This window comes from Lachnoclostridium phocaeense (genome assembly GCF_959599685.1).
Classification (GTDB): domain Bacteria; phylum Bacillota; class Clostridia; order Lachnospirales; family Lachnospiraceae; genus Claveliimonas; species Claveliimonas monacensis.
In genome coordinates, this window is sequence record NZ_CAUGIN010000019.1 from 34,384 (window position 1) to 55,164 (window position 20,781).

Below are 20,781 nucleotides of genomic sequence, written 5' to 3' on the forward strand. Positions count from 1 at the left end.
ATTTAAGACCTACTATAGCACAAATTTTTCAAATGAGGAATGACAAACCAAAAGAACTGTCTTATAATGGACCCTATATCATGAAATTAAAGAAGGAGGAAAACGAATGGATAAAATCAGAAAACAGATCCTGCTCACCCTTGAGACAAACAGCAGGATCGATCTGAAGGAGCTGGCTGTACTTCTCGGAACCGACGAAGTCACTATCGCAAACGAAGTGGCAGCCATGGAAAAAGAACATATTATATGCGGATATCACACGCTGATCGACTGGGACAAGGCAGGAGTGGAGCTTGTCAACGCCCTCATCGAAGTGCGTGTCACCCCGCAGAGGGATCAGGGATTTGACAAGATCGCCGAGCGCATCTACAACTATCCCGAGGTGTCCGCCACATATCTGATCTCCGGCGGCTATGACCTGCTTGTCACCATCGAAGGACGAACTCTGCAGGAAATTTCCCGCTTTGTCTCCAGCAAGTTGTCTCCTATCGACGAGGTGGTCAGCACAGCCACCTATTTTATTCTGAAAAAATATAAAGACCACGGAACAATCCTGGCCAATAAAACAAAAGGAGAAAGGATGCTGATTACACCATGACAAGAAACCCACTCTCAAAAAAAGCAGTCTCTCTGGCCCCCTCGGGCATCCGGAAATTCTTTGACATCGTAAGCGAGATGGAGGACGCCATCTCCCTGGGTGTGGGGGAACCGGATTTTGACACCCCCTGGCGTGTCCGCGAGGAAGGAATCTACTCTCTGGAGAGGGGCCGCACTTTCTATACATCCAACGCAGGTCTGAAGGAGCTGAAGATCGAGATCAGCCGCTACCTGGAACGGACCATCCACGTCACCTACAACCATGCCAGCGAAGTGCTGGTGACTGTAGGCGGCAGCGAGGCCATCGACCTGGCTTTCCGCGCTATGCTGGATTCCGGAGATGAAGTGCTCATCCCCCAGCCCAGCTATGTGTCCTACCTGCCCTGCGCCGTGCTGGCAGACGGCGTCCCGGTGACCATACCGCTGAAGCATGAAAATGCCTTCAGACTGACCCGAGAGGAACTGGAGGCCGCCATCACTCCCAGGACAAAGATCCTTGTGCTTCCGTTTCCAAATAATCCCACCGGGTCGGTCATGACAAGGGAAGATCTGGAACCCATCGCAGAGGTAGTCAAAGAACACGATCTCTACGTAGTCTCCGATGAGATTTACTCTGAGCTTACCTACAGCGGACAGCACTGCTCCATCGCTTCCCTTCCGGGCATGCGGGAGCGGACTCTTGTCATCAATGGTTTCTCCAAGGGCTTTGCCATGACAGGCTGGCGTCTGGGCTACGTCTGCGGACCTGCCCCCATTGTGGAACAGATGACAAAGATCCATCAGTACGCCATCATGTGCGCTCCCACCACAAGCCAGTATGCCGCTGTGGAGGCCCTTCGCAACTGCGGAAAAGACGTGGAGAACATGCGGGAGTCCTACAACCAGAGACGCCGGTTCCTTATGAACGAATTCCGGAAAATGGGCCTTCAGTGCTTTGAGCCCTTCGGCGCCTTCTACGCCTTCCCCTCCATCCGGGAGTTCGGCATGACTTCCGAGGAATTCGCCACCCGGCTCCTCCAGGAAGAGAAAGTAGCTGTGGTACCCGGGACGGCCTTTGGGGACTGCGGCGAAGGGTTCTTGCGTATCTCCTACGCCTACTCTCTTGAAGATTTAAAAGAAGCCATCGGACGACTGGAGAAGTTCGTCAGACGTCTGAGAGGATAAAATCATTTTTATAACATTTACAAGTAGAATTGTATAAAATCGCTCCATAAACAACGCAAGGCCAGCCTGTTACAGCCAGCCTTGAAAAAATATTTTATCCACTTATTTATTTCTGTTCTTTCTCACAGACATGCGGAACAGGATCAGGCCTGCCACAAACACCACCGCCAGCACAGACACGCCCAGGTTTGTGCTGCCTGTAAGCTGGGATACCACTCCCACAAGCGTAGTACCGATAAAGGACGCGCCCTTGCCGCAGATATCCAGAAGTCCGAAGTACTCCCCGGATTTCTCCGGCGGGATCAGCTTGGCAAAGTGAGATCTTGAGAGCGCCTGTATGCCTCCCTGAAACAGTCCCACGCAGACCGCCAGTATCCAGAACTGAAACTGGCTCTCCATAAACATGGCAAAGATGGCAATGCCGGTGTAAGCCAGGATACAGACAGTGATCAGATTGGCAGATGGATATTTCTTTGTCAGTTTTCCGAAGATGATGGCAGACGGGAAGGCCACGATCTGGGTCACCAGCAGGGCCAGGAGAAGTCCTGTCGTGTCCAGTCCCAGGGCGGTGCCGTAGGCTGTCGCCATGTCAATGATGGTGTACACACCGTCTATATAAAAGAAGTAAGCCACAAGGAAGATCAGAATCTTCCTGTCTTTCATCAGCTCCTTCAGCGTCCGCCACAGCCTGCCAAAGCTCTCTCTGACCATGCCCGGTTCTTTCTCCACATAGTGGATCTGACGGTACTTACGCAGAAGCGGTGTTGAGGACAGGAACCACCACACGGCCACAATGAGGAAGGAGATCCCCATAGCTGCCTGCATAGAAAGTCCCAGGCTCCCTGCCCCCAGCACCACGCCCAGGCTCACAATAAACGGGATGCAGCTTCCTATGTATCCCCAGGCGTACCCCTGGGATGAGATATCATCCAGACGTTCCGGCTCCGTCACATCGTGAAGCATGGAATCGTAGAACACAAGGCTGGAAGAATAGCCGATCTTTGCGATGACAAAAATGATCAGGAAGGCAAGCCATGTGGATGCAAATCCCATGGCCACGCATCCGATCACTCCCACCAGAAGCGTGACAAGAAAAACCGGTTTCTTGTAATTCTTCGTGTCAGCCACGGCGCCGAATACCGGCCCGATAAAGGCAACCGCAAGTGTAGCCACGGAGGCAGCGTACCCCCAGTAGGCCAGATAGGTCACAGAAGAAAGCCCGGCCTCCTCTGCCAGATAGTTAAAGTAGATGGGAATGATGGTGGACACAAGCAGGGTGAAGGCAGAGTTGCCTACATCGTACAGGATCCACGCTCTTTCCAGCGAAGTATATTTTTTCATATTCCTTTCTCTCCTTTTTCCAGGCGGCCGCCTCTGTCCGGCTGCAGACCGCAAAATCACATCTCTACAAGTATACCCCCGGTTTGTCAATTTGCAAACAGAAAAAAGTAAAGTTCCTGTAAAGTATTTCTATTTTCCGCCCCGTATGTTATAATAAATAAAATTTACGTACTGATTGTAAAGGGTGACACCTGAGCAAAAAGGCGCATTTACAAATGGACAAGCGGGAGTATTTTATACTTTTTTAGTCTGCGCCTCGGCGCAGACTTTTTTGTTCCCGGACCCAGTCCCGGAAATGGTCTGCCTGATGCCGGGACAAGTAAGGACAGGCCGCTGACAGGGAGGACATATGGGCACAGAAGAGCTGATTCGCAAACTGCACAGAGACCAGACACTCTCAGAGGAAGAGTGGATACAAGTTATCGACGGCCGCACTCCGAAGGCGGCAGAGTACCTTTTTCGCCTCGCCCGCCAGGTGCGGCATGCATACTACGGAAGGGATGTCTATATCCGGGGGCTGATCGAGTTCACCAACTTCTGCCGGAATGACTGTTTCTACTGCGGTATCCGCAGGAGCAATCCCCACGTCCGCCGCTACCGGCTTACGGAGGATGAGATCCTGGACTGCTGCCGCCAGGGCTATGGGCTGGGCATGCGCACATTTGTGCTCCAGGGCGGGGAGGACAGTTTCTTCACGGACCAGCGGCTGACCGGCCTGATTCGCCAGATCAAAGCCGCCTTTCCCGACTGTGCCCTGACCCTCTCTGTGGGGGAAAGGAGCCGCGCTTCCTACCAGGCCTTTCTTGATGCCGGGGCAGACCGGTATCTTCTGCGCCACGAGACCTGCAATGCCGGCCACTATGCAAAGCTCCACCCTGCCCAGATGAGCGCCGCCCACAGGCAGGCCTGCCTCTTTGACCTGAAGTCCATCGGCTTCCAGACAGGAGCCGGGTTTATGGTTGGTTCTCCTTTTCAGGAGACGAGGCACCTGGTACAGGACATGCTCTTTCTGAAGCAGCTTCATCCCCACATGGTAGGCATAGGCCCCTTCATTCCCCACAGGGATACCTCCTTTGCAGGGGAAAAGGCGGGCACACTGGAGCTGACTCTGTACATGCTGGGCCTTCTGCGCCTCATGCTGCCGGACGTTCTTCTCCCTGCCACCACAGCCCTTGGCTCCATCTGTGACAACGGGCGGGAGCTGGGCATCCTTGCCGGGGCCAATGTGGTCATGCCAAACCTCTCCCCCAGATGCCACAGAAAGGACTATTCACTCTACAACAACAAGCTGGACACAGGGGCCGAGTCAGCGGAGGGGCTTTCGGAACTTGCCAGGCGCATGGAACAGATCGGTTACCGCATAACAGTCCACAGGGGCGACTGGCGTCCCTGCCCTGATCAGGCGTAAATATACGGCCTTCCCGGACAGGGAGGGACTTACCCCAAGGAGGATAAAAAAAATGTATGATGTAAATTCCAAACACCCGGACGACTTTATCAACCACCAGGAGATCCTGGAGACGCTTGCCTTTGCGGAGGAGAACAAGCACAATGAAGCCCTGATCACAGAGATCATCGAGAAGGCAAAAAAGAGAAAAGGTCTCTCCCACAGGGAGGCCGCTGTTCTTCTGGACTGCGACATTGAGGAGAAGAACCAGGAAATCTACCGGCTGGCAGAGCAGATCAAGAAAGACTTCTACGGCAACCGGATTGTCATGTTCGCCCCTCTGTATCTGTCCAACTACTGCATCAACGGCTGCACCTACTGTCCTTACCACAGCAAGAACAAACATATTGCCAGAAAGCAGCTCTCCCAGGAAGAGATCAAAAGAGAGGTCATCGCCCTCCAGGACATGGGCCACAAGCGCCTGGCCCTGGAAGCAGGGGAGGACCCGGTCCACAATACCATGGACTACTACCTGGACAGCATCAACACCATCTACAGCATCAAGCATAAAAACGGCGCCATCCGCAGGGTCAACATCAACATTGCCGCCACCACCGTGGACAACTACCGGCTTCTCAAGGAGGCAGGCATCGGCACCTACATCCTCTTCCAGGAGACCTACCACAAAGAGAGTTATCTCCAGCTCCACCCCACAGGGCCCAAGCACGACTATGACTACCACACGACGGCCATGGACCGCGCCATGGAAGGAGGGATCGACGATGTGGGCATCGGCGTCCTCTTCGGTCTGGACAAATACCGCTACGAGTTCACCGGCCTTCTCATGCACGCCGAGCACCTGGAGGCAGCCTTCGGCGTAGGCCCCCACACCATCAGCGTACCCCGCCTTCGGGACGCCGATGACATCGACTCCAGCTCCTTTACAAACGGCATCGACGACGACACTTTCGCCAAGCTGGTGGCCTGTATCCGCATCGCTGTCCCCTACACCGGCATGATCATCTCCACCAGGGAGAGCCAGAAGTGCAGGGAGCGAGTGCTCCACCTTGGCATCTCACAGATCAGCGGCGGCTCCCGCACAAGCGTGGGCGGCTACTGTGAACCAGAGCCGGAAGATGCCCGCTCCGAACAGTTTGACGTGATAGACAACCGCACACTGGACGAAGTGGTGCGCTGGCTCATGGAGATGGACTACATCCCCAGCTTCTGCACCGCCTGCTACCGCGAGGGACGCACCGGCGACCGTTTCATGTCCCTGTGCAAGAGCGGCCAGATCCAGAACTGCTGCCACCCCAACGCCCTTATGACGCTGGAGGAGTATCTGATGGACTACGCCTCCCCGGAGACAAAGGCCATCGGCGACCGTCTCATTGACCGTGAGATCCTGAATGTTCCCAACCCGAAAGCCAGGGCTGTTGTGGAGGAAAATCTGCGCCTTATCCGCGAGAACAACCGGCGTGATTTCCGTTTCTAGGAGACACAGCCCCGCACACTTTGCAAACACAAAATATCTCCAGAAGAACAGGAGGACTCTATGAGCTTGAACAACACGCCCGCCGCCGAGCGGGTCCACATCGGCATCTTCGGGCGGCGAAACGCCGGGAAATCCAGCCTCATCAATGCCCTCACCTCCCAGGACCTTGCCATCGTCTCCGATGTAAAAGGCACCACCACCGACCCGGTGGCCAAATCCATGGAACTGCTGCCTTTGGGCCCGGTGGTCCTCATCGACACCCCGGGCCTGGACGATACAGGAGATCTGGGTGCGCTGCGGGTGCAGAAGGCCCACCAGACACTGAACAAGACCGATATCGCCATCCTCGTGGTGGACGCCTCTTCCGGCATCACCGCGGAGGATCAAAAGATCCTCTCCCGGATCAAAGAGAAAAAGATCCCCTGCCTTGTGGCAGTGAATAAGTCTGATCTTGACAGCGCAGGGGAAATCCCAAAGCTCCCGGACAGCAGCGCCATAGAAGTGCTGCCAGTCAGCGCAAAGACCGGCCAGGGTATAGAAAAGCTGAAGGAGCGGATCGCTGCCCTGGCTCCGAAGGAGGAGGAGAACCGCCGCATTGTGGGGGATCTTCTCTCCCCCGGGGATCTTGTCTGTCTCGTCATCCCCATCGACAAGGCCGCCCCCAAGGGAAGGCTCATCCTTCCCCAGCAGCAGACCATACGAGATATCCTGGACACAGGCGCTTTGGCTCTTGCCGTCCGGGATACAGAGCTGAAGGCCGCTCTGGAAGGCCAGGACGGCAGACCGGGGTTCCATCCGGCCCTGGTCATCACCGACAGCCAGGCCTTCGCCAGTGTGGCCTCCATAGTGCCGCCCCAGATCCCTCTGACTTCTTTCTCCATCCTCTTTGCCCGCTACAAGGGCAGTTTAAAAGCCCTGGCAGAAGGCGCCAGAGCTCTGGATACACTGAAAAAAGGGGATCATATACTGGTCAGCGAAGGCTGCACTCACCACCGGCAGTGCGGGGACATCGGCACAGTCAAGCTTCCCGCCCTGATCCGGAGACACACAGGTCTTGCCGCGCCGGAAGATCTTCACTTCTCCTTCACAAGCGGCACAGAATTCCCGGAGGATCTGTCCGGATACCGGATGGTCATCCACTGCGGCGGCTGCATGCTGAATGAGCGGGAAATGAAGTTCCGAATGGCGTGTGCCAGGGACGCCGGCGTTCCCATGACAAACTATGGCACTGCCATCGCCCACATGAACGGGATCCTGGAGCGGAGCCTTGCCCCCTTCGCCGGCCTGTGATCCTTTTCCATACGGACTGCTGCCAAGGACCCATAAACAACGAAAACTAATATGGCATCATATACCTCATCATGGCGCCAAAAGACACGATGCACATGATCACGCCGATCACGAGAATGTAGGCGCTGACTCCCAGAAGGGCGAGCAGCGTCTTTTTCTTTTCCCGTGGGAACAGCCCCTTTTCATAGCCTGGCTGGCCCCTGTGGATCAGATAATTGCCGACGTAGATCAGGAAGGGAGCGCCGCAGGCGTATATCATATACACTGCCACAGAGAAAAGCGGCAGGTGACTCGACATCGCAGTCTGCACAGCCTCCATCTCCCCTGCTCCTCCCTGTTCCGGCAGAAAGCTCAGAAGCCCCAGAAGCAGCACCGGCACCGCATTATTGACAAAGTGGAACAACATGCTGTAGAACAGATTGTCTGTCTCCACCAGCAGATAGCCCAGAGCCACTCCCAGGATGGCGGTGGGGATGAACCTCCAGATGCTGCCGTGAAAAGCGCCGAACACAGCGGCCACGATCAGGATCCCTGCCCATTTGCTCTTCATCCCCCGCAGGCAGGCCAAAAACCCGCCCCGGAACGCCATCTCCTCACAGATAGCTGGTGTCAGCGCCACCAGGAACAAAGAGAGCAGCACCGGCACACTCACCACGATATCCTGCACGCCCTGGCTGGCTCCCAGCACTTCCTCCGGAAAGAAGTAGGAGACAAGCATCGTCACGGCCATGGCCGCAAGAAAGGTCCCAAGCCACAGGATCAGCGTGCCCGCCACCTTTGACGCCCGGGGCCACTTAAAGGGGAATACTCTCTTCAGGTCCGCCCGGAACAGAGCTGCCAGCAGGACCGCCAGCACCGCAAGAATAATCTCGTGGAGCAGTGTGCCCCACACTCCGAACCACATGCCCAAAAAGCCGCTCAGCACAAAAATATCCAGAGCAAATGCCAGTACAAACACAACAGCCATCCAGGGCTTTAAATTCTTTTTTTCCATTTGAACAACCTTCTTCTTTCTTCTGGGATAAGATTTCTTACTGTCTGTCAGGATCCGGGAAACAATATATGAAAAAGCATAAAGAGCATGACAATGATAACAAGGACCTTGCACACCAGCGCCCCGGTCCCGTACTCGTCAAACACCCGGTTCTCCTCAAAGATTCCCGGATCGCTCTTCCTCTCCTTCCACTGGAAATCATCCATATAGTGTTTCCAGCCGGTCCTGTCCGTGTACACTGTCACCTCGGGCGAAGCCAGATAGCGGTGGATAGGTCTGCTGTAGGCCGGGCTCTCCATCCGGTTTATGACCCCTGTCACCAGATCCGCCACCTCCGCCTCCAGAAAGTAATATCGGCGATATCTGGTTCTGTGATGACTGTCCTCATAGGGAGAGCTTTTCATGATCACATTGACAATACGGCCCCGGGACACATTCCCCGCCGCCTTGATCTCCTCCCTCTGCCTGCGGTAAAACAGGGCCCGCCGGACTGTCTGCACAGCGGTAAAAAGCGGGATGAGACCTGCTGCCAGAAAGAGCATATAGCTGCTCTGAAAGCCGCTGGTCAGAATCCCCCGCAGCAATCCTGCATACCAGATCAGCAGAAAGAGTGCGCTGTAGAGCACTCCCGTCATTTCCTCCTGGGCCGGTCGGATCTTCCTTTTAAACATTGTCTTCCCTCCCCGTATGCATAGAAACGTGTGAACAGTTTTTATTATGTATACAATTTTCTCTAATATAGCATCTCGCGCAGAAGATGTCAAGGAACCCTGCCTGCTAAAACCTGCTGCCAATCCAAACGAAGCTGGTGTAAAAAAGCGTCATCTGTGTTATCATATGTGTGGGTCATATCCGACTCTCTTCAGAAGATAAAATCCCAAAGGAGAAACCTATGTATACATTCATCATAAACCCGGCTTCCCGGTCCGGCCTGGGGAAGCAGGTATGGGAAACGCTGGAACCAGTGCTCAAAGAGCGGGGCATTTCCTATCAGGTCCATATGACCGGATACCAGCGTCACGCCACCCGGCTGGCAAGAGAGATCACAGGGGACAAAGGAGAACACACCCTGGTGGTCCTGGGAGGGGACGGCACGGTCAACGAAGTCATAAATGGGATCGAGGATCTGTCCCGGATTACCCTGGGCTATATCCCCGTGGGTTCCGGCAACGACTTTGCCAGATTCTTCCGCCTTCCCCCGGATCCCGGGGCCGCCCTTAACCTGATCCTCTCCCCACCCGGCTTTGCCCACATGGATGTGGGCCGCATCGCGTACCGGGATCACACCAGGCGGTTTGCTGTCAGCACAGGCCTTGGGTTTGACGCAGCCATCTGCCACCAGGCTGTCATATCTAAATTAAAGCCGCTGCTCAACAAGCTGCACCTGGGAAAGCTCACCTACGCCCTTATCGCCCTGGACAGGCTGCATTTTCTGAGGCCTGCCCGCCTGCGGATGACACTGGATGAAGGTCCCTCCCTCTCCTTTACAAATGTCCTGTTCGCCACAGTCATGAACCATCCTTTCGAAGGTGGCGGCTTCAAGTTCTGCCCGGAGGCAGATCCCTGTGACGGCAGACTAAATGTACTGGTGGCGTCCGGCATCTCCCGGCCGAGGGCTCTTTGTCTTCTGCCCCTGGCACTAAATGGGGCGCACACAAAGGCACGGGGAATCTGCCTGCGCTCCTGCAGGCGCGTCCTGATCGAGAGCGACATGCCCCTCCCCGTGCACACCGACGGGGAGCCCATCTTCCTGCAGCGGCAGATGGAGGTGTCTCTGGAAGAGGAAAAGCTCCGGGTCATCGTCCCTGCCGGCGACGGGAAACATATACATAAGAAAGGATGGTAATGTCTATGCGTATTCTGCTTTTTGCTGCCATCATACTGGCGGTCGTGGCAGCCCTGTATCTCTTCTCCATCTCGCCCCGGCGCTCCCGGCTCCGGGAGATGCGGAAATTCAGGGCAACCAAATTTGCCCACAGGGGATACCACTGCGCCGCCAAACGGATACCTGAGAACTCCCTGGCCGCCTTCCGGGCTGCCCTGGACTGCCGCTATGGCATTGAGCTGGATGTGCACCTGACAAAAGACGGGCAGGTGGCTGTCTTCCACGACGACACACTGGAGAGGGTGTGCGGGGTGCCCGGCTCTGTAGAGTCCCACACTTACAATGAACTGAAGAAGCTCTTTCTTCTGCACACCACCGAGCGGATCCCTCTCCTTGTGGATGTCCTTTCCTGTGTCAATGGAAAAGTCCCTCTTCTCATTGAGCTGAAACTGCCCGGCAGATCACTGAAGCTGTGCGAGAAGACTTATGAACTGCTGAAAAACTACAAAGGCCCCTGCCTGATCCAGTCTTTCAACACGCTGGGACTGCGGTGGTTCCGCCTCCACGCGCCCCACATCCTGCGGGGGCAGCTGTCCTCCAACCTGACAGCGGACGACGACACAGCGCCCTACATCCTTCGGTTTTTAGTCAAGCACATGCTGTCCAATTTCCTGGGCAGGCCGGACTTTATCTCCTACAAGCTGAAAGACCTTCCGGAGCCGGGTGTCTGGCTGTGCCGGGTCCTCTTCCGCACCCCGGTTGCTGTGTGGACGCTGAACTCTGAACACGCCATGCGAAGAGGCATGGCAGGCTATGAAATGCAGATTTTTGAAAAAGAGTCTGAATTTTATTAAGAAACCGTGAACCGCCTTGTTGAATATTTTTTTTCGTGTTATAATCCGATTGAACTAAAAATATATCTTTTATATGGAGATTTTGCACCATATCGGAAGGACGTATCTATATGTTTGAAAAGGCAAAAAACCTCATTAAAAAGTATCGTCACGCATGGGTGCTGCTGTACGTTTTTATTTATCTGCCCTGGTTTGTCTACCTTGAAAAAGCCGTACAGCACGATTACTACCTGATCCACTCCCCTCTGGATGATTACATTCCTTTTGTGGAGTTTTTTATCGTGCCGTACTTTTTATGGTTTATATTTATTGCAGTGACTATGGCCTACTTCTTCTTTACGGACAGGAAGGGCTTCTACAAACTGTGCGCGTTCATGTTCACAGGAATGACCATATTCCTGATCATATGCACGATTTTCCCAAACGGGCTGGATCTGCGGCCAACGGTCTTTCCGCGGGATAATATTTTTACAGATGCAGTAAAATGGCTTTACCAGACAGACACATCCACAAATGTACTGCCAAGTATCCACGTGTTCAACTCCCTGGCCGCCGCATTTGCCATCGGCCACAGCCATGCGTTGAAAAAGAAGAAGTGGGTACAGCCGGCAGCCTATGTGCTGGCCACTCTGATCATTCTGTCCACCATGTTCCTGAAGCAGCATTCAGTGACAGATGTATTTGCAGCCATGGTCATGGCGGGAGTCATTTATCCGTTTGTGTATGTACCTTCATCCAGAAAGGCGCCCAGCCTTTCCCACCAGCCGGTGTGATCACGATACAAAGGGTCTGATACCTTTGCCATAAATGTATACTTTAAGGAGGAAAAATTATGTATGCAGAATTTACAGATAATCTGGTAACAGGAAATGAGATGATCGACTCTCAGCACAAAGAGCTCATCGAGAAGATCAACGCAGTCATGGAGAGCTGCGAGCAGAGCAATGACAAGTCCGTGGCTGTCAAGACGCTGGACTATCTGGAGGACTACACAAACTACCACTTCTCCGCTGAGGAGCAGCTCCAGAGGGAGATCGACTACCCTGGCTTCCAGAAGCATAAAGAGCAGCATGAGATCTTTAAGCAGACCATCGCTGACCTGCAGGATATGCTGCAGGAGGAGGAAGGACCTTCACCGGCTTTCGTTGCAAAGGTGCAGGAGAAAGTCATCGAGTGGCTCTATGTCCACATCCAGGGATTCGACCGTTCTGTGGCTGAGTACAAGTTCATGCGCGAGAACAACGAGCGCCTGTAAAGAGGATCAGGGTTCCTACACACTGGAAATCCAATAAAAAGTAAGCAAATAGCTTCCGCAGAATAAAGCGGAAGCTATTTTTTATGTTTTTCTTTTATTTGTCTCTGTATTTTTCATTTCCGAGCCGTATCTTCAGATACTCGGCATACTTTTCAAACGCTGATGGGATCGCGTACTCCTCCTCCGCGGTCTTTGGATGGATGAAGATCATCTCATCCCGGCAGGATTTCTCCAGCTCATCCACCTGCACCAGATACCCGATCATGTCCCACTCCACATGGCTGAAGATATGTCTGGCCTCCCCCAGCTCTTTTACCCGGACAGGGGCCAGACCTATCCCCTTGCTGTAGGCAACCGCCTCCTCCATAGTCAGGTGTCCCTCTGTATTGGGGAGCTCATAAAGGCCCGCCAGGAGTCCCTTTGCCGGGCGCTTGCGGATGGCCGCTGCCTCGCCGTCCCGGAAGATGAATACGGTCTTTTTCTCCACCCGCCTCTTCTTCGCCTTGGTCCGCACCGGCAGCTCTCCCTGGGTGCCCTCCCTCTTTGCCCTGCAAAGGCCGGCCAGCGGGCACTGGCTGCACTTTGGCTCCCCGCCGGGCAGACACACAAGGGCTCCCAGCTCAATGAGCCCCTGGTCAAAGTCGCTGGCCGCCTCCGGCGGGATCACCTCCAGAAGCTCCTCCTCCGTCTTCCTGCGCACAGAGGCCTTCATAATATCCTCCCTGCTCCCCAGAAGGCGGGAGATCACCCGAAGTACATTTCCGTCCACCGCGGGCCTTGGAAGCCCGTATGCAAAGGCACTGACTGCCCCCGCTGTGTAACTTCCGATCCCGGCAAGGGAGAGAATATCCTCGTATCGGTCCGGGAACACACCCCCGTACTCCTCCATGATCTGCCGGGCTGCTTTTTGCATGTTCCGCACCCGGTTGTAGTAGCCCAGGCCCTCCCACAGTTTCAGCAGCACATCTTCCGGTGCCTCTGCCAGTGCCTTCACGTCCGGCAGAGCAGCAAGGAAGCGCTCGTAGTAAGGTTTAACTGCCTCCACCCGGGTCTGCTGCAACATGATCTCAGACACCCACACGCGGTAGGCGTCCGGGTTCTCCCTCCAGGGAAGATCCCTTTTATTTTCCCGGTACCAGTGGATCAGGGGCCTGCGGATCTCATAGAGGGTCCTCTCCCCCAGCACCACAGGCACCTCTCTTTGGATCGAGATGCTGCTGCTCTCCACATGGCAGTCCCATGCCGTCACTTTCACACCTGCCGCAGCCGCCCTCTTGAGAGCCTCTCCAAAGGCAGGGTGGGTATCTGTGTTGGGAGTAAAAAAGTCCACTCCCTCCATCTGCACCACAAAAAAGGCCACCGCCTCATACCCTTTTTTCACAGCAGCGGCCAGCTCCTCCACATGCTTCACAGCCCGTTCGCTGGGGGCATCCGGAAACCGCACCACACCGTCTTCTTCCAGAGTGACCCCCTTCACTTCTATGAGGACTTTCCTGTCCCCCGCCTCCGCGTAGAGGTCGATCCTGGAATTTCCAAAAGTGAACTCCGGCTTCAGGTACGTCACCCCGGGCAGAAAGGCGCGCCCTTCCTCCGTCTCCTCCAGCCATTCCCGCACAAGTGCGTTGGGGATCTGGGAGTCCATGTTGATCAGGCGCCGGCCCTTCCACACAGCAATGAGATCCCATTTTGTCTTCCTTTCCGGATTATCTGACTTCTGCACATAGACTCTGGCGCCGGGCACCAGCAGTTCTGCACATCTGCCCGTATTTTTCACATGGACGGTCTCCCTGCTGCCGTCAATCTCTATATATGCTATAAAACGGTTGGGTCTCTCCAGGAAGATCCCCTCGTATATCCTATCGTACTTCATGTTTGTCTCCTGTCTCTTCATCTGCTGCCATTTCAAATCCCCATCTCACCCAGAAATGCCGGCAGCTCACGGAGGCTTTCAAGCTCTCCGTCTATAAGCCCTGCAAGCTCTTTATCCGCCCCTGTCAAGTCCGGCACCATCACCACATGGCAGCCTGCTCCCCGGGCTGAACGGATCCCATTGGGAGCGTCCTCCACAGCCAGGCACTCCTCTGGCTTACATCCGGTCACCTGGCAGGCATACTCGTATACATCCGGGTAGGGTTTTCCCCTCTCCACCATCGTGGCGCAGACCAGCCTGTCAAAATATCCGATGATCCCGGTGCTGGTCAGGTACTGACGGGTCCTCTCCTCGTCTGTGGCCGTCACAACGGCCAGCAGATAGCCCGCCTCCTTCAGCTTCTCCAGTGTCTCCTCCACAAAAGGCTTCTTCTCAATGCCGTTCTCCTCCAGATGGCGGCTCATCAGCTCCTTCCGGCGCTCCCTGATCTCCCAGTATTCCGCCTCCCGGCCAAAGCGCTCCGCAAACCACTGGCTTGCATAGCGGCTGGCAAAACTCCGCAGCGCGCAGGAGTCCTCCACTGTCATCTCCACCCCGTGCTCCCTGGCTGCCTGCCGCCAGAAGCGGGTCAGATATTTCTCTGTATCGATCAATGTGCCATCCATATCAAAAAGGACTGCTTTTATCATCTGTTTTTCTCCCCTTCCATAAGATCTATTTCATTGTCCATGTTTTTTCCCGCAATGTCAAATGATTTGTCCCCACAGCACAAAAAAACGGATATACACTCTGAGCATGTATATCCGCTGTTCTTTCGATATTAAAGTACCTTTGACAGGAATTCCTGAAGTCTCGGATCCTTCGGGTTCGTAAAGAACTCCTCAGGATCCGCCTCTTCCCTGATCTGCCCGGCATCCATAAAGATCACTCTTGTCCCCACCTCCCGGGCAAAGCCCATCTCGTGGGTGACAACAACCATAGTCATGCCGTCCTTGGCGAGCTGCTTCATCAGGTCCAGAACTTCCCCTACCATCTCCGGGTCCAGGGCTGATGTTGGCTCGTCAAAGAGCATCACGTCCGGCTCCATGGCCAAAGAGCGGACAATGGCGATACGCTGCTTCTGTCCGCCGGAGAGCTGGGACGGGTAAGAATGTGCCTTCTCCTCCAGCCCTACAAGCTGCAGGAGCTCCATGGCCTGCTTCTCCGCCTCTTCCTTGCTCTTCCTGCGCACCTTGACGGGCGCCAGCGTAATATTCTCCAGGATCGTCTTGTGAGGGAACAGATTGAAGTGCTGGAACACCATTCCCATCTTCTGACGATGCTGGTCAATGTTCACCTTCTTATCCGTGATGTCCACACCTTCAAAATAAATCTTTCCGCTGGACGGAACCTCCAGGAGGTTCAGTGAACGCAGGAAGGTGGACTTGCCGGAACCGGAAGGTCCCACGACAACCACCACTTCCCCTTTGCGGATCTCTGTGGTGATACCGTTCAGTGCATGGAGGGCACCACCGAACACCTTATGTACATCTTCAACTCTGATCAGAACTTCTCCGTTAGTGATCACTGTTTCTCAGCCTCCTTTCCAGCAGGCTTACCAGCTTGCTGAATATCAGTACCACGATAAGGTAGATCAGTGCCACTGCGATGAGAGGCATGAATGCGTCGTATGTCCGGCTACGGATGATATCGCCGCCCTTTGTCAGATCCTGCAGGGCAATATAGCCGGATACAGAAGTCTCCTTCAGAAGGGAGATGAACTCATTTCCAAGTGCAGGGAGCACATTCTTGAATGCCTGAGGCATGACAATATAGATCATGGTCTGCCGGTAGTTAAAGCCAAGGCTTCTGCCCGCCTCAAACTGTCCGTTGTCGATGGACATGATACCGGACCGGAAAATCTCCGCCACATAGGCTCCCGAGTTGATACCGAAAGCCATGACTGCCACGGCTACCTTGTTTACAGTCGCGCTTGCGAATATACCGTAATAGATGAGCATAAGCTGAACAACCACCGGTGTTCCCCGGATCACTGTAAGATAAATCTGACAGATGGCATTCAGTATTTTCATTTTGCCGGTGCGGTCATGGGTAGCACGCACCATTCCCACCAGAAAACCGAGAACAATACCAACGATCACGGCGCACAGTGTAATCTGTAGCGTCACAATGAGACCGTCTGTCAAATACTGCCACCGATTGTCTGTTATAAAATTGTTTATAAATTTTGACTGCAAATCCTGCAACATCTCTTACACCTTTTCTCTTTTACTCAGCGTCAGCTTCACTGTCCGCAGTGATGTATTTCGCAATGATCTCATCCAGCTCACCGGACTCTTTCAGTGTAGCCAGGGCATCGTTGATCTTATCTACCAGCTCTGTGTTATCCTTTGCTACCGCGATGGCGTAATCTTCCTCTGTAAATGCCTCGTCCAGGATCTTCAGCCCCTCGGCCTCTGCCACGAACTCTTTTGCCGGCTCGCCGTCGATGATAACCGCATCGATCTTATCCTGTGTCAGTGCCTGCACAGCCTCAAATCCCTTGTTGTACTGCTCTACTGTGGCATCCTCGATGTCTGTAGCGTAGATATCGCCTGTTGTCCCAAGCTGTACGCCGATGGTCTTTCCTGTCAGATCATCCGGGCCTGCAATCTCGCTGTCCTCTTTCACGATGATGACCTGTGTGGCGTGAGCGTAAGTGTCTGTGAAAGCCACGCTCTCCTCACGATCCGGTGTGACAGTCATGCCTGCTGCCCCGATATCTGCTTTTCCGCTTGTAACTGCCGGGATGATAGCGTCAAACGCCATATCCTCCACCTGCAGCTCCATGCCAAGCTCCTCGGCAATAGCCGCAGCGATATCCACATCGATACCTACCACTTCGTCACCCTCATGGTACTCATAGGGCGGGAACTCTGCGTTTGTAGCCATGACAAGTGTGTTGTCCTCCTCTGATCCTCCCTCAGAACTTCCTCCGCAGGCTGCAAGCCCCATCGTACATGCAGCTACCAGCAGCATGCTCATTACTTTTTTCATCTTCATAATCCTTTCCCTCCAGAATATATTTTTTCACATTTAATGCATAAAGATACACGTCAGTAAATATTCTAACATGTTCCGAACAAAAAACAAGTGGCTTTTTCTATATAATTCATAGAAAAAACCACTAATTTTTTATGCAATGATCATCTGAACGATGGCCGCGATTATAATAATCGCACCAAGGACGATCCTGTAGTAACCAAACACTTTGAAATCATGATTCTTGATGTATCCCATCAGGAACTTGATCGCCAATACAGACACGCCGAAGGAAACCACGCAACCCAGGATGAGAAGGCCCGCCTCCTTCGCCGTGAAGGAGAGTCCAAAGCCGATCAGCTTCAGGAAGCTTGCGCCGAACATGACCGGAATGGCAAGGAAGAAGGTGAACTCTGCCGCCACGCCCCTCGATATCCCGATCATAAGGGCGCCCACAATAGTAGCGCCGGATCTGGATGTTCCGGGGATGAGTGCCAGCATCTGGAACACGCCGATCCAGACCAGCATCTGGACGGACAGCTCTGAGATCTTTGTCACCTTCGGGCGAACGTGTTTGTTCCGGTTCTCCACCACGATGAAAAGGACACCGTATACGATCAGCATGACCGCCACCGGAAGAGGCTTATAGAAGATGGCATCCAGGTAATCGTTAAACAGAAGACCCACCACTGCTGCCGGCACGGAGGCGATCAGCACCTTGATCCACATCTGCCATGTCAGGAGCTTCTGCTTCTGCGTCTTTTTCGGAGAGAACGGATTCAGCTTGTGGAAATAGAGCACCACGACCGCCATGATGGCGCCAAGCTGAATGACCACGTTGAACATCTCCATAAAGGCATCGCTCAGATCCGGCTGAAGGATGTCTCCCACAAGAATCAGGTGACCGGTGCTGCTGACCGGAAGCCACTCTGTAATTCCTTCCACTATGCCAAGGATAATGACTTTGATAATATCTAACATTTTCTATCTCCTTTATTTTTTATCATTCTATGCATTCTTCCGCAGCGCCTGCAGGACGTACTTCTCGATCGCCGCCGCAGCGCCCTCCTGGTCGTTGGAAAGCGTGACCACATCCGCCGCAGCCTTCACGGCCTCCGTAGCATTTTCCATGGCAACGCCAAGCCCCGCTTCCCTGAGCATGGCAATATCGTTGGAGCCGTCTCCCACTGCCATGATTTCCTCTCTGTGTATTCCCAGGAGCTCTCCCAGGATCATAAGTCCTCTGCCCTTGTTCACGCCTTTCGCATTCACTTCTATATTATTGCTCAAAGCGCCTGTTATTTCAATATCAGGGATTTCTTTTTCTACCTCTTTCCAGGCTTTTTTACATTCCTCTGTCGTCCGGAACAGAGCCTGGACCTTGTCAGTGGGAGCCTTCCTCTCCTCATGCATGGCTCTGACGTCCGCCACCGGGCGCCTGGAGGATGCTATATAGCGGGCCATCGGGAGTCTGGGCACGTACTCGTCCAGATGCTTCAGCTTCTCCTCCTCCGCATATCCCACCCCGTCATAGTATATCTCCAGCATCGAGTCATAGCGGCTGCATATTTCCAACACTCTGCGCCCTGTCTCATAGGGGACAAGGTCCTCATAGAGCACCCGGCTCTCCTTAAGATCCACGATCCTGGCGCCGTTTGAGGCCACAGCATACCGCACCCCGGGAAACTTAAGCACTTCCTCAGGAATTCCTGCCAGAGGGCGCCCCGTGGCGGGGAGCACTACGACTCCCCTGTCAATGGCCTCCCGCAGCACCTCCCTCGTGTGCTCTGTCAGCTCCTTTTCTGTTGTCAGGAGGGTACCGTCCATGTCCAGCCCTATCATCCTGATCCTGTACCCGTTAGTGCTGCACTTTGTCATATGCCAGTAATTCCTTCCCTTCTTTTGTAAAGATCATCAGGTTTCTGCTCACCTTGTCGTCACTCCTGTCATAGGCCTCTTTGCCGAACTCGACCATCCGCTCCAGCTTCTCCTCCTCTTTTGCAGGCACAAAGAGCACCATATCCTTGGAGGGAGCCATGATCACCAGGTCATCGTCCAGCTTCTGCGCACACACATCCCATATATGCCGCAGGCACAGGGAGCTGGCCTCATGGTGTCCGTCTGCCAGGACAGCATAGCCTCCGTACCAGGTGTGGCCGAAGATAAATTCCACATCTCTGGCAAGATTTTCGCATGCCTTGTAGTAGAGCCTCTCTATGTCGCAGTCCGGCGGAAGCATATTGTCCTTTATGATCTCATATGCGTCTTCTCCCCTCTGTATGACCAGAAGTACTGTCAGGTCCCCCACAAAGGAGATCAGGGGGGTGTCCCTCTCGGAAATATTTTTCCCGTTCAGTGCGTGGCTGTCGCGCAGCTCTTCCTTCACCCACGGGTAAATCTTGTCTTCTATGTTTTCCATCCTGTACTTTTCTTCTTCATATTTTTTCATAAACTCCGCTACCTCCCGGGTCTGTTTTATTCTCTAAAATAATTCTTAATTATCATAACAAAAATTGCGTAATAAAGCAATTTGTTGTATAATAGTTAAGCGTCCGGATACGGAAAATTTTGTATGCGGGCACAGGGAACTCGCCGAGAGAAAGGAAATGTATATATGATGAGTACGAAATTCAAGCGCATGCTGCGGGCCGGCGTTGTGGCCGGATGTGTCGTAGCCATGGGGTGTACAGGCACTCTGGTATACGCAGAACCTTCTACGGAAGAACTGGAAGAACAAAAGGGCGCCCTCGAAGATGAGGTCAGCAGCCTGAACAATGAACTGAATAGTCTGGGCAGCGATATCGAAGAGCTCTCGGCCAAAATGGAAGAGACCGCCGCTGCCATGGAAGAAACGCAGAAACAGATGGATGAAGCACAGAAGAAAGGCGAGGAACAGTACGAGGCAATGAAGCTCCGCATCAAATATATGTATGAGGCGGGCGACACCACATTCCTTGAGCTCTTATGCTCAGCGGAAGATATGACTGATTTTCTGAACAAGACCGATTTTGTTCAGAATGTCAGTGAATACGACAGGGATATGCTCCAGGAACTGGAAGATACCCAGAAAGAAATCAAAGAACAGGGCGATGCCCTCCAGGAACAGCAGGCATCTCTGGCAGAGATGGAGGAAGAACTGAACACGAAACGGTCAGAACTTGAACAGCAGATCGCTTCAAAATCCGATCAGATCTCAGAGTACAACAGCCAGATCCAGAAAGCTAAAGAGGCGGAAGCACTTCTCGCCCAGCAGCGGGCTGAGGCTGAAAAAGCAGCTTCCAGCGGAAGCGGAGGCGGCAGCACCGGCGGAGGCAACGTATCCACCGATGGCAAGCAGAGTCTTGGAAGGTTCAGGATCACCCACTACTGTCCCTGTTTCTACTGCACAGGCAGCTGGGGAGGCAGCAGCACAGCCAGCGGCACCGTTCCCACAGCAGGGCGGACTATCGCGGTAGATCCCAGTGTCATCCCTCTTGGCTCACAGGTCATCATTAACGGCCATGTCTACACCGCCGAGGATACCGGCGGCGCCATCAAGGGTAATGTGATCGATATTTTTGTAAATGACCACGGAACGGCATTGGCTTCCGGCGTCTATTACGCAGAAGTGTATAGAGCAAATTAATAGCAAAGAAGGGGTTGTCGGTTAATACCGAATTTTAACCCCTGACATGCAAGGAAGAGACAA

The 20,781-nt window shown here is 53.8% G+C and carries 21 protein-coding genes; 10 read left to right on the plus strand and 11 right to left on the minus strand.

The features are described 5' to 3' along the window. Nucleotides 1-106 precede the first annotated feature (106 nt). Both Q5911_RS09790 and Q5911_RS09795 read left to right on the plus strand, forming a co-directional pair. Entirely contained in the window at nucleotides 107-598 is a 492-nt protein-coding gene (locus Q5911_RS09790) for an Lrp/AsnC family transcriptional regulator (protein ID WP_076780613.1), read from the plus strand. Further along, entirely contained in the window at nucleotides 595-1,761 is a 1,167-nt protein-coding gene (locus Q5911_RS09795; protein WP_303182564.1) for an aminotransferase class I/II-fold pyridoxal phosphate-dependent enzyme, read from the plus strand. The genes Q5911_RS09790 and Q5911_RS09795 overlap by 4 nt, the downstream gene beginning before the upstream one ends. Nucleotides 1,762-1,863: 102 nt before the next feature. Here the strand turns inward: Q5911_RS09795 and Q5911_RS09800 are convergent, their stop codons facing one another. Then, nucleotides 1,864-3,102, minus strand: coding sequence for an MFS transporter (locus Q5911_RS09800; RefSeq protein WP_076780611.1), 1,239 nt, complete (start codon nucleotides 3,100-3,102; stop codon nucleotides 1,864-1,866). A 349-nt stretch (nucleotides 3,103-3,451) separates the two neighbouring features. Between Q5911_RS09800 and hydE the strand changes: the two genes are divergently transcribed. The 3 genes from hydE to hydF are packed head-to-tail and all read left to right on the plus strand — an operon-like array spanning nucleotide 3,452 to nucleotide 7,274. Next, on the plus strand, nucleotides 3,452-4,510 hold the full coding sequence (gene hydE / locus Q5911_RS09805; protein ID WP_303182565.1) for a [FeFe] hydrogenase H-cluster radical SAM maturase HydE: 1,059 nt from the start codon (nucleotides 3,452-3,454) through the stop codon (nucleotides 4,508-4,510). 52 nt (nucleotides 4,511-4,562) lie between these two features. After that, nucleotides 4,563-5,984: a [FeFe] hydrogenase H-cluster radical SAM maturase HydG gene (hydG, locus tag Q5911_RS09810; protein ID WP_303182566.1), complete on the plus strand. Its 1,422-nt coding sequence runs from the start codon at nucleotides 4,563-4,565 to the stop codon at nucleotides 5,982-5,984. 60 nt (nucleotides 5,985-6,044) lie between these two features. Further along, a complete protein-coding gene (gene hydF / locus Q5911_RS09815) occupies nucleotides 6,045-7,274 on the plus strand; it encodes a [FeFe] hydrogenase H-cluster maturation GTPase HydF (protein ID WP_303182567.1) in 1,230 nt (409 codons plus the stop codon). Between the two features lie 46 nt (nucleotides 7,275-7,320). Here the strand turns inward: hydF and Q5911_RS09820 are convergent, their stop codons facing one another. Both Q5911_RS09820 and Q5911_RS09825 read right to left on the minus strand, forming a co-directional pair. Further along, nucleotides 7,321-8,268, minus strand: coding sequence for a type II CAAX endopeptidase family protein (locus tag Q5911_RS09820; RefSeq protein WP_076780607.1), 948 nt, complete (start codon nucleotides 8,266-8,268; stop codon nucleotides 7,321-7,323). A 47-nt stretch (nucleotides 8,269-8,315) separates the two neighbouring features. Beyond that, nucleotides 8,316-8,939: a hypothetical protein gene (locus Q5911_RS09825; RefSeq protein WP_303182568.1), complete on the minus strand. Its 624-nt coding sequence runs from the start codon at nucleotides 8,937-8,939 to the stop codon at nucleotides 8,316-8,318. A gap of 221 nt (nucleotides 8,940-9,160) precedes the next feature. On the opposite strand from Q5911_RS09825, the gene Q5911_RS09830 reads away from it, so the two are divergent. The 4 genes from Q5911_RS09830 (at nucleotide 9,161) to Q5911_RS09845 (ending at nucleotide 12,202) form a co-directional block, all read left to right on the plus strand. Continuing rightward, nucleotides 9,161-10,114 (plus strand): diacylglycerol/lipid kinase family protein, encoded by a 954-nt coding sequence (locus Q5911_RS09830; protein ID WP_303182569.1) that lies wholly within the window; start codon nucleotides 9,161-9,163, stop codon nucleotides 10,112-10,114. A gap of 5 nt (nucleotides 10,115-10,119) precedes the next feature. Further along, nucleotides 10,120-10,947 (plus strand): glycerophosphodiester phosphodiesterase, encoded by an 828-nt coding sequence (locus Q5911_RS09835; RefSeq protein WP_303182570.1) that lies wholly within the window; start codon nucleotides 10,120-10,122, stop codon nucleotides 10,945-10,947. Nucleotides 10,948-11,057: 110 nt separating this feature from the next. Continuing rightward, nucleotides 11,058-11,720: a phosphatase PAP2 family protein gene (locus Q5911_RS09840; protein WP_076780601.1), complete on the plus strand. Its 663-nt coding sequence runs from the start codon at nucleotides 11,058-11,060 to the stop codon at nucleotides 11,718-11,720. Between the two features lie 59 nt (nucleotides 11,721-11,779). Further along, nucleotides 11,780-12,202 (plus strand): bacteriohemerythrin, encoded by a 423-nt coding sequence (locus Q5911_RS09845; protein ID WP_226394372.1) that lies wholly within the window; start codon nucleotides 11,780-11,782, stop codon nucleotides 12,200-12,202. Between the two features lie 94 nt (nucleotides 12,203-12,296). Here the strand turns inward: Q5911_RS09845 and mutY are convergent, their stop codons facing one another. From mutY to Q5911_RS09885, 8 genes are all read right to left on the minus strand, one after another. Next, entirely contained in the window at nucleotides 12,297-14,072 is a 1,776-nt protein-coding gene (gene mutY / locus Q5911_RS09850) for an A/G-specific adenine glycosylase (protein ID WP_303182571.1), read from the minus strand. 32 nt (nucleotides 14,073-14,104) lie between these two features. Further along, on the minus strand, nucleotides 14,105-14,761 hold the full coding sequence (locus Q5911_RS09855) for an HAD family hydrolase (protein ID WP_303182572.1): 657 nt from the start codon (nucleotides 14,759-14,761) through the stop codon (nucleotides 14,105-14,107). A gap of 131 nt (nucleotides 14,762-14,892) precedes the next feature. After that, nucleotides 14,893-15,639, minus strand: a complete 747-nt coding sequence (locus tag Q5911_RS09860; protein ID WP_303182573.1) for an amino acid ABC transporter ATP-binding protein — start codon at nucleotides 15,637-15,639, stop codon at nucleotides 14,893-14,895. Continuing rightward, a complete protein-coding gene (locus Q5911_RS09865) occupies nucleotides 15,629-16,321 on the minus strand; it encodes an amino acid ABC transporter permease (RefSeq protein WP_226394375.1) in 693 nt (230 codons plus the stop codon). Before Q5911_RS09865 ends, Q5911_RS09860 begins: the two co-directional genes overlap by 11 nt. Before the next feature lie 19 nt (nucleotides 16,322-16,340). After that, complete coding sequence (locus Q5911_RS09870; RefSeq protein WP_303182574.1) at nucleotides 16,341-17,114, minus strand: basic amino acid ABC transporter substrate-binding protein; 774 nt, start codon at nucleotides 17,112-17,114, stop codon at nucleotides 16,341-16,343. Nucleotides 17,115-17,246: 132 nt separating this feature from the next. Beyond that, nucleotides 17,247-18,074, minus strand: a complete 828-nt coding sequence (locus Q5911_RS09875) for an undecaprenyl-diphosphate phosphatase (protein ID WP_076780592.1) — start codon at nucleotides 18,072-18,074, stop codon at nucleotides 17,247-17,249. Between the two features lie 27 nt (nucleotides 18,075-18,101). Then, on the minus strand, nucleotides 18,102-18,971 hold the full coding sequence (locus Q5911_RS09880) for a Cof-type HAD-IIB family hydrolase (protein ID WP_076780590.1): 870 nt from the start codon (nucleotides 18,969-18,971) through the stop codon (nucleotides 18,102-18,104). Then, the gene (locus Q5911_RS09885; protein ID WP_303182575.1) at nucleotides 18,952-19,542 is read right to left on the minus strand and encodes a hypothetical protein; all 591 of its coding nucleotides are present in this window, start codon (nucleotides 19,540-19,542) and stop codon (nucleotides 18,952-18,954) included. The genes Q5911_RS09880 and Q5911_RS09885 overlap by 20 nt, the downstream gene beginning before the upstream one ends. 165 nt (nucleotides 19,543-19,707) lie before the next feature. On the opposite strand from Q5911_RS09885, the gene Q5911_RS09890 reads away from it, so the two are divergent. Continuing rightward, complete coding sequence (locus tag Q5911_RS09890; RefSeq protein WP_303182576.1) at nucleotides 19,708-20,718, plus strand: 3D domain-containing protein; 1,011 nt, start codon at nucleotides 19,708-19,710, stop codon at nucleotides 20,716-20,718. The last annotated feature ends 63 nt before the right edge of the window (nucleotides 20,719-20,781 follow it).

What these genes read in the sequence shown, in the direction of transcription:
- Q5911_RS09790 (WP_076780613.1), top strand. Translation starts at nt 107, where the DNA reads ATGGATAAAATCAGAAAACAGATCCTGCTCACCCTTGAGACAAACAGC.
- Q5911_RS09795 (WP_303182564.1), top strand. Translation starts at nt 595, where the DNA reads ATGACAAGAAACCCACTCTCAAAAAAAGCAGTCTCTCTGGCCCCCTCG.
- Q5911_RS09800 (WP_076780611.1), bottom strand. Translation starts at nt 3,102, where the DNA reads ATGAAAAAATATACTTCGCTGGAAAGAGCGTGGATCCTGTACGATGTA.
- hydE (WP_303182565.1), top strand. Translation starts at nt 3,452, where the DNA reads ATGGGCACAGAAGAGCTGATTCGCAAACTGCACAGAGACCAGACACTC.
- hydG (WP_303182566.1), top strand. Translation starts at nt 4,563, where the DNA reads ATGTATGATGTAAATTCCAAACACCCGGACGACTTTATCAACCACCAG.
- hydF (WP_303182567.1), top strand. Translation starts at nt 6,045, where the DNA reads ATGAGCTTGAACAACACGCCCGCCGCCGAGCGGGTCCACATCGGCATC.
- Q5911_RS09820 (WP_076780607.1), bottom strand. Translation starts at nt 8,268, where the DNA reads ATGGAAAAAAAGAATTTAAAGCCCTGGATGGCTGTTGTGTTTGTACTG.
- Q5911_RS09825 (WP_303182568.1), bottom strand. Translation starts at nt 8,939, where the DNA reads ATGTTTAAAAGGAAGATCCGACCGGCCCAGGAGGAAATGACGGGAGTG.
- Q5911_RS09830 (WP_303182569.1), top strand. Translation starts at nt 9,161, where the DNA reads ATGTATACATTCATCATAAACCCGGCTTCCCGGTCCGGCCTGGGGAAG.
- Q5911_RS09835 (WP_303182570.1), top strand. Translation starts at nt 10,120, where the DNA reads ATGCGTATTCTGCTTTTTGCTGCCATCATACTGGCGGTCGTGGCAGCC.
- Q5911_RS09840 (WP_076780601.1), top strand. Translation starts at nt 11,058, where the DNA reads ATGTTTGAAAAGGCAAAAAACCTCATTAAAAAGTATCGTCACGCATGG.
- Q5911_RS09845 (WP_226394372.1), top strand. Translation starts at nt 11,780, where the DNA reads ATGTATGCAGAATTTACAGATAATCTGGTAACAGGAAATGAGATGATC.
- mutY (WP_303182571.1), bottom strand. Translation starts at nt 14,072, where the DNA reads ATGAAGTACGATAGGATATACGAGGGGATCTTCCTGGAGAGACCCAAC.
- Q5911_RS09855 (WP_303182572.1), bottom strand. Translation starts at nt 14,761, where the DNA reads ATGATAAAAGCAGTCCTTTTTGATATGGATGGCACATTGATCGATACA.
- Q5911_RS09865 (WP_226394375.1), bottom strand. Translation starts at nt 16,321, where the DNA reads ATGTTGCAGGATTTGCAGTCAAAATTTATAAACAATTTTATAACAGAC.
- Q5911_RS09870 (WP_303182574.1), bottom strand. Translation starts at nt 17,114, where the DNA reads ATGAAGATGAAAAAAGTAATGAGCATGCTGCTGGTAGCTGCATGTACG.
- Q5911_RS09875 (WP_076780592.1), bottom strand. Translation starts at nt 18,074, where the DNA reads ATGTTAGATATTATCAAAGTCATTATCCTTGGCATAGTGGAAGGAATT.
- Q5911_RS09880 (WP_076780590.1), bottom strand. Translation starts at nt 18,971, where the DNA reads ATGACAAAGTGCAGCACTAACGGGTACAGGATCAGGATGATAGGGCTG.
- Q5911_RS09885 (WP_303182575.1), bottom strand. Translation starts at nt 19,542, where the DNA reads ATGAAAAAATATGAAGAAGAAAAGTACAGGATGGAAAACATAGAAGAC.
- Q5911_RS09890 (WP_303182576.1), top strand. Translation starts at nt 19,708, where the DNA reads ATGATGAGTACGAAATTCAAGCGCATGCTGCGGGCCGGCGTTGTGGCC.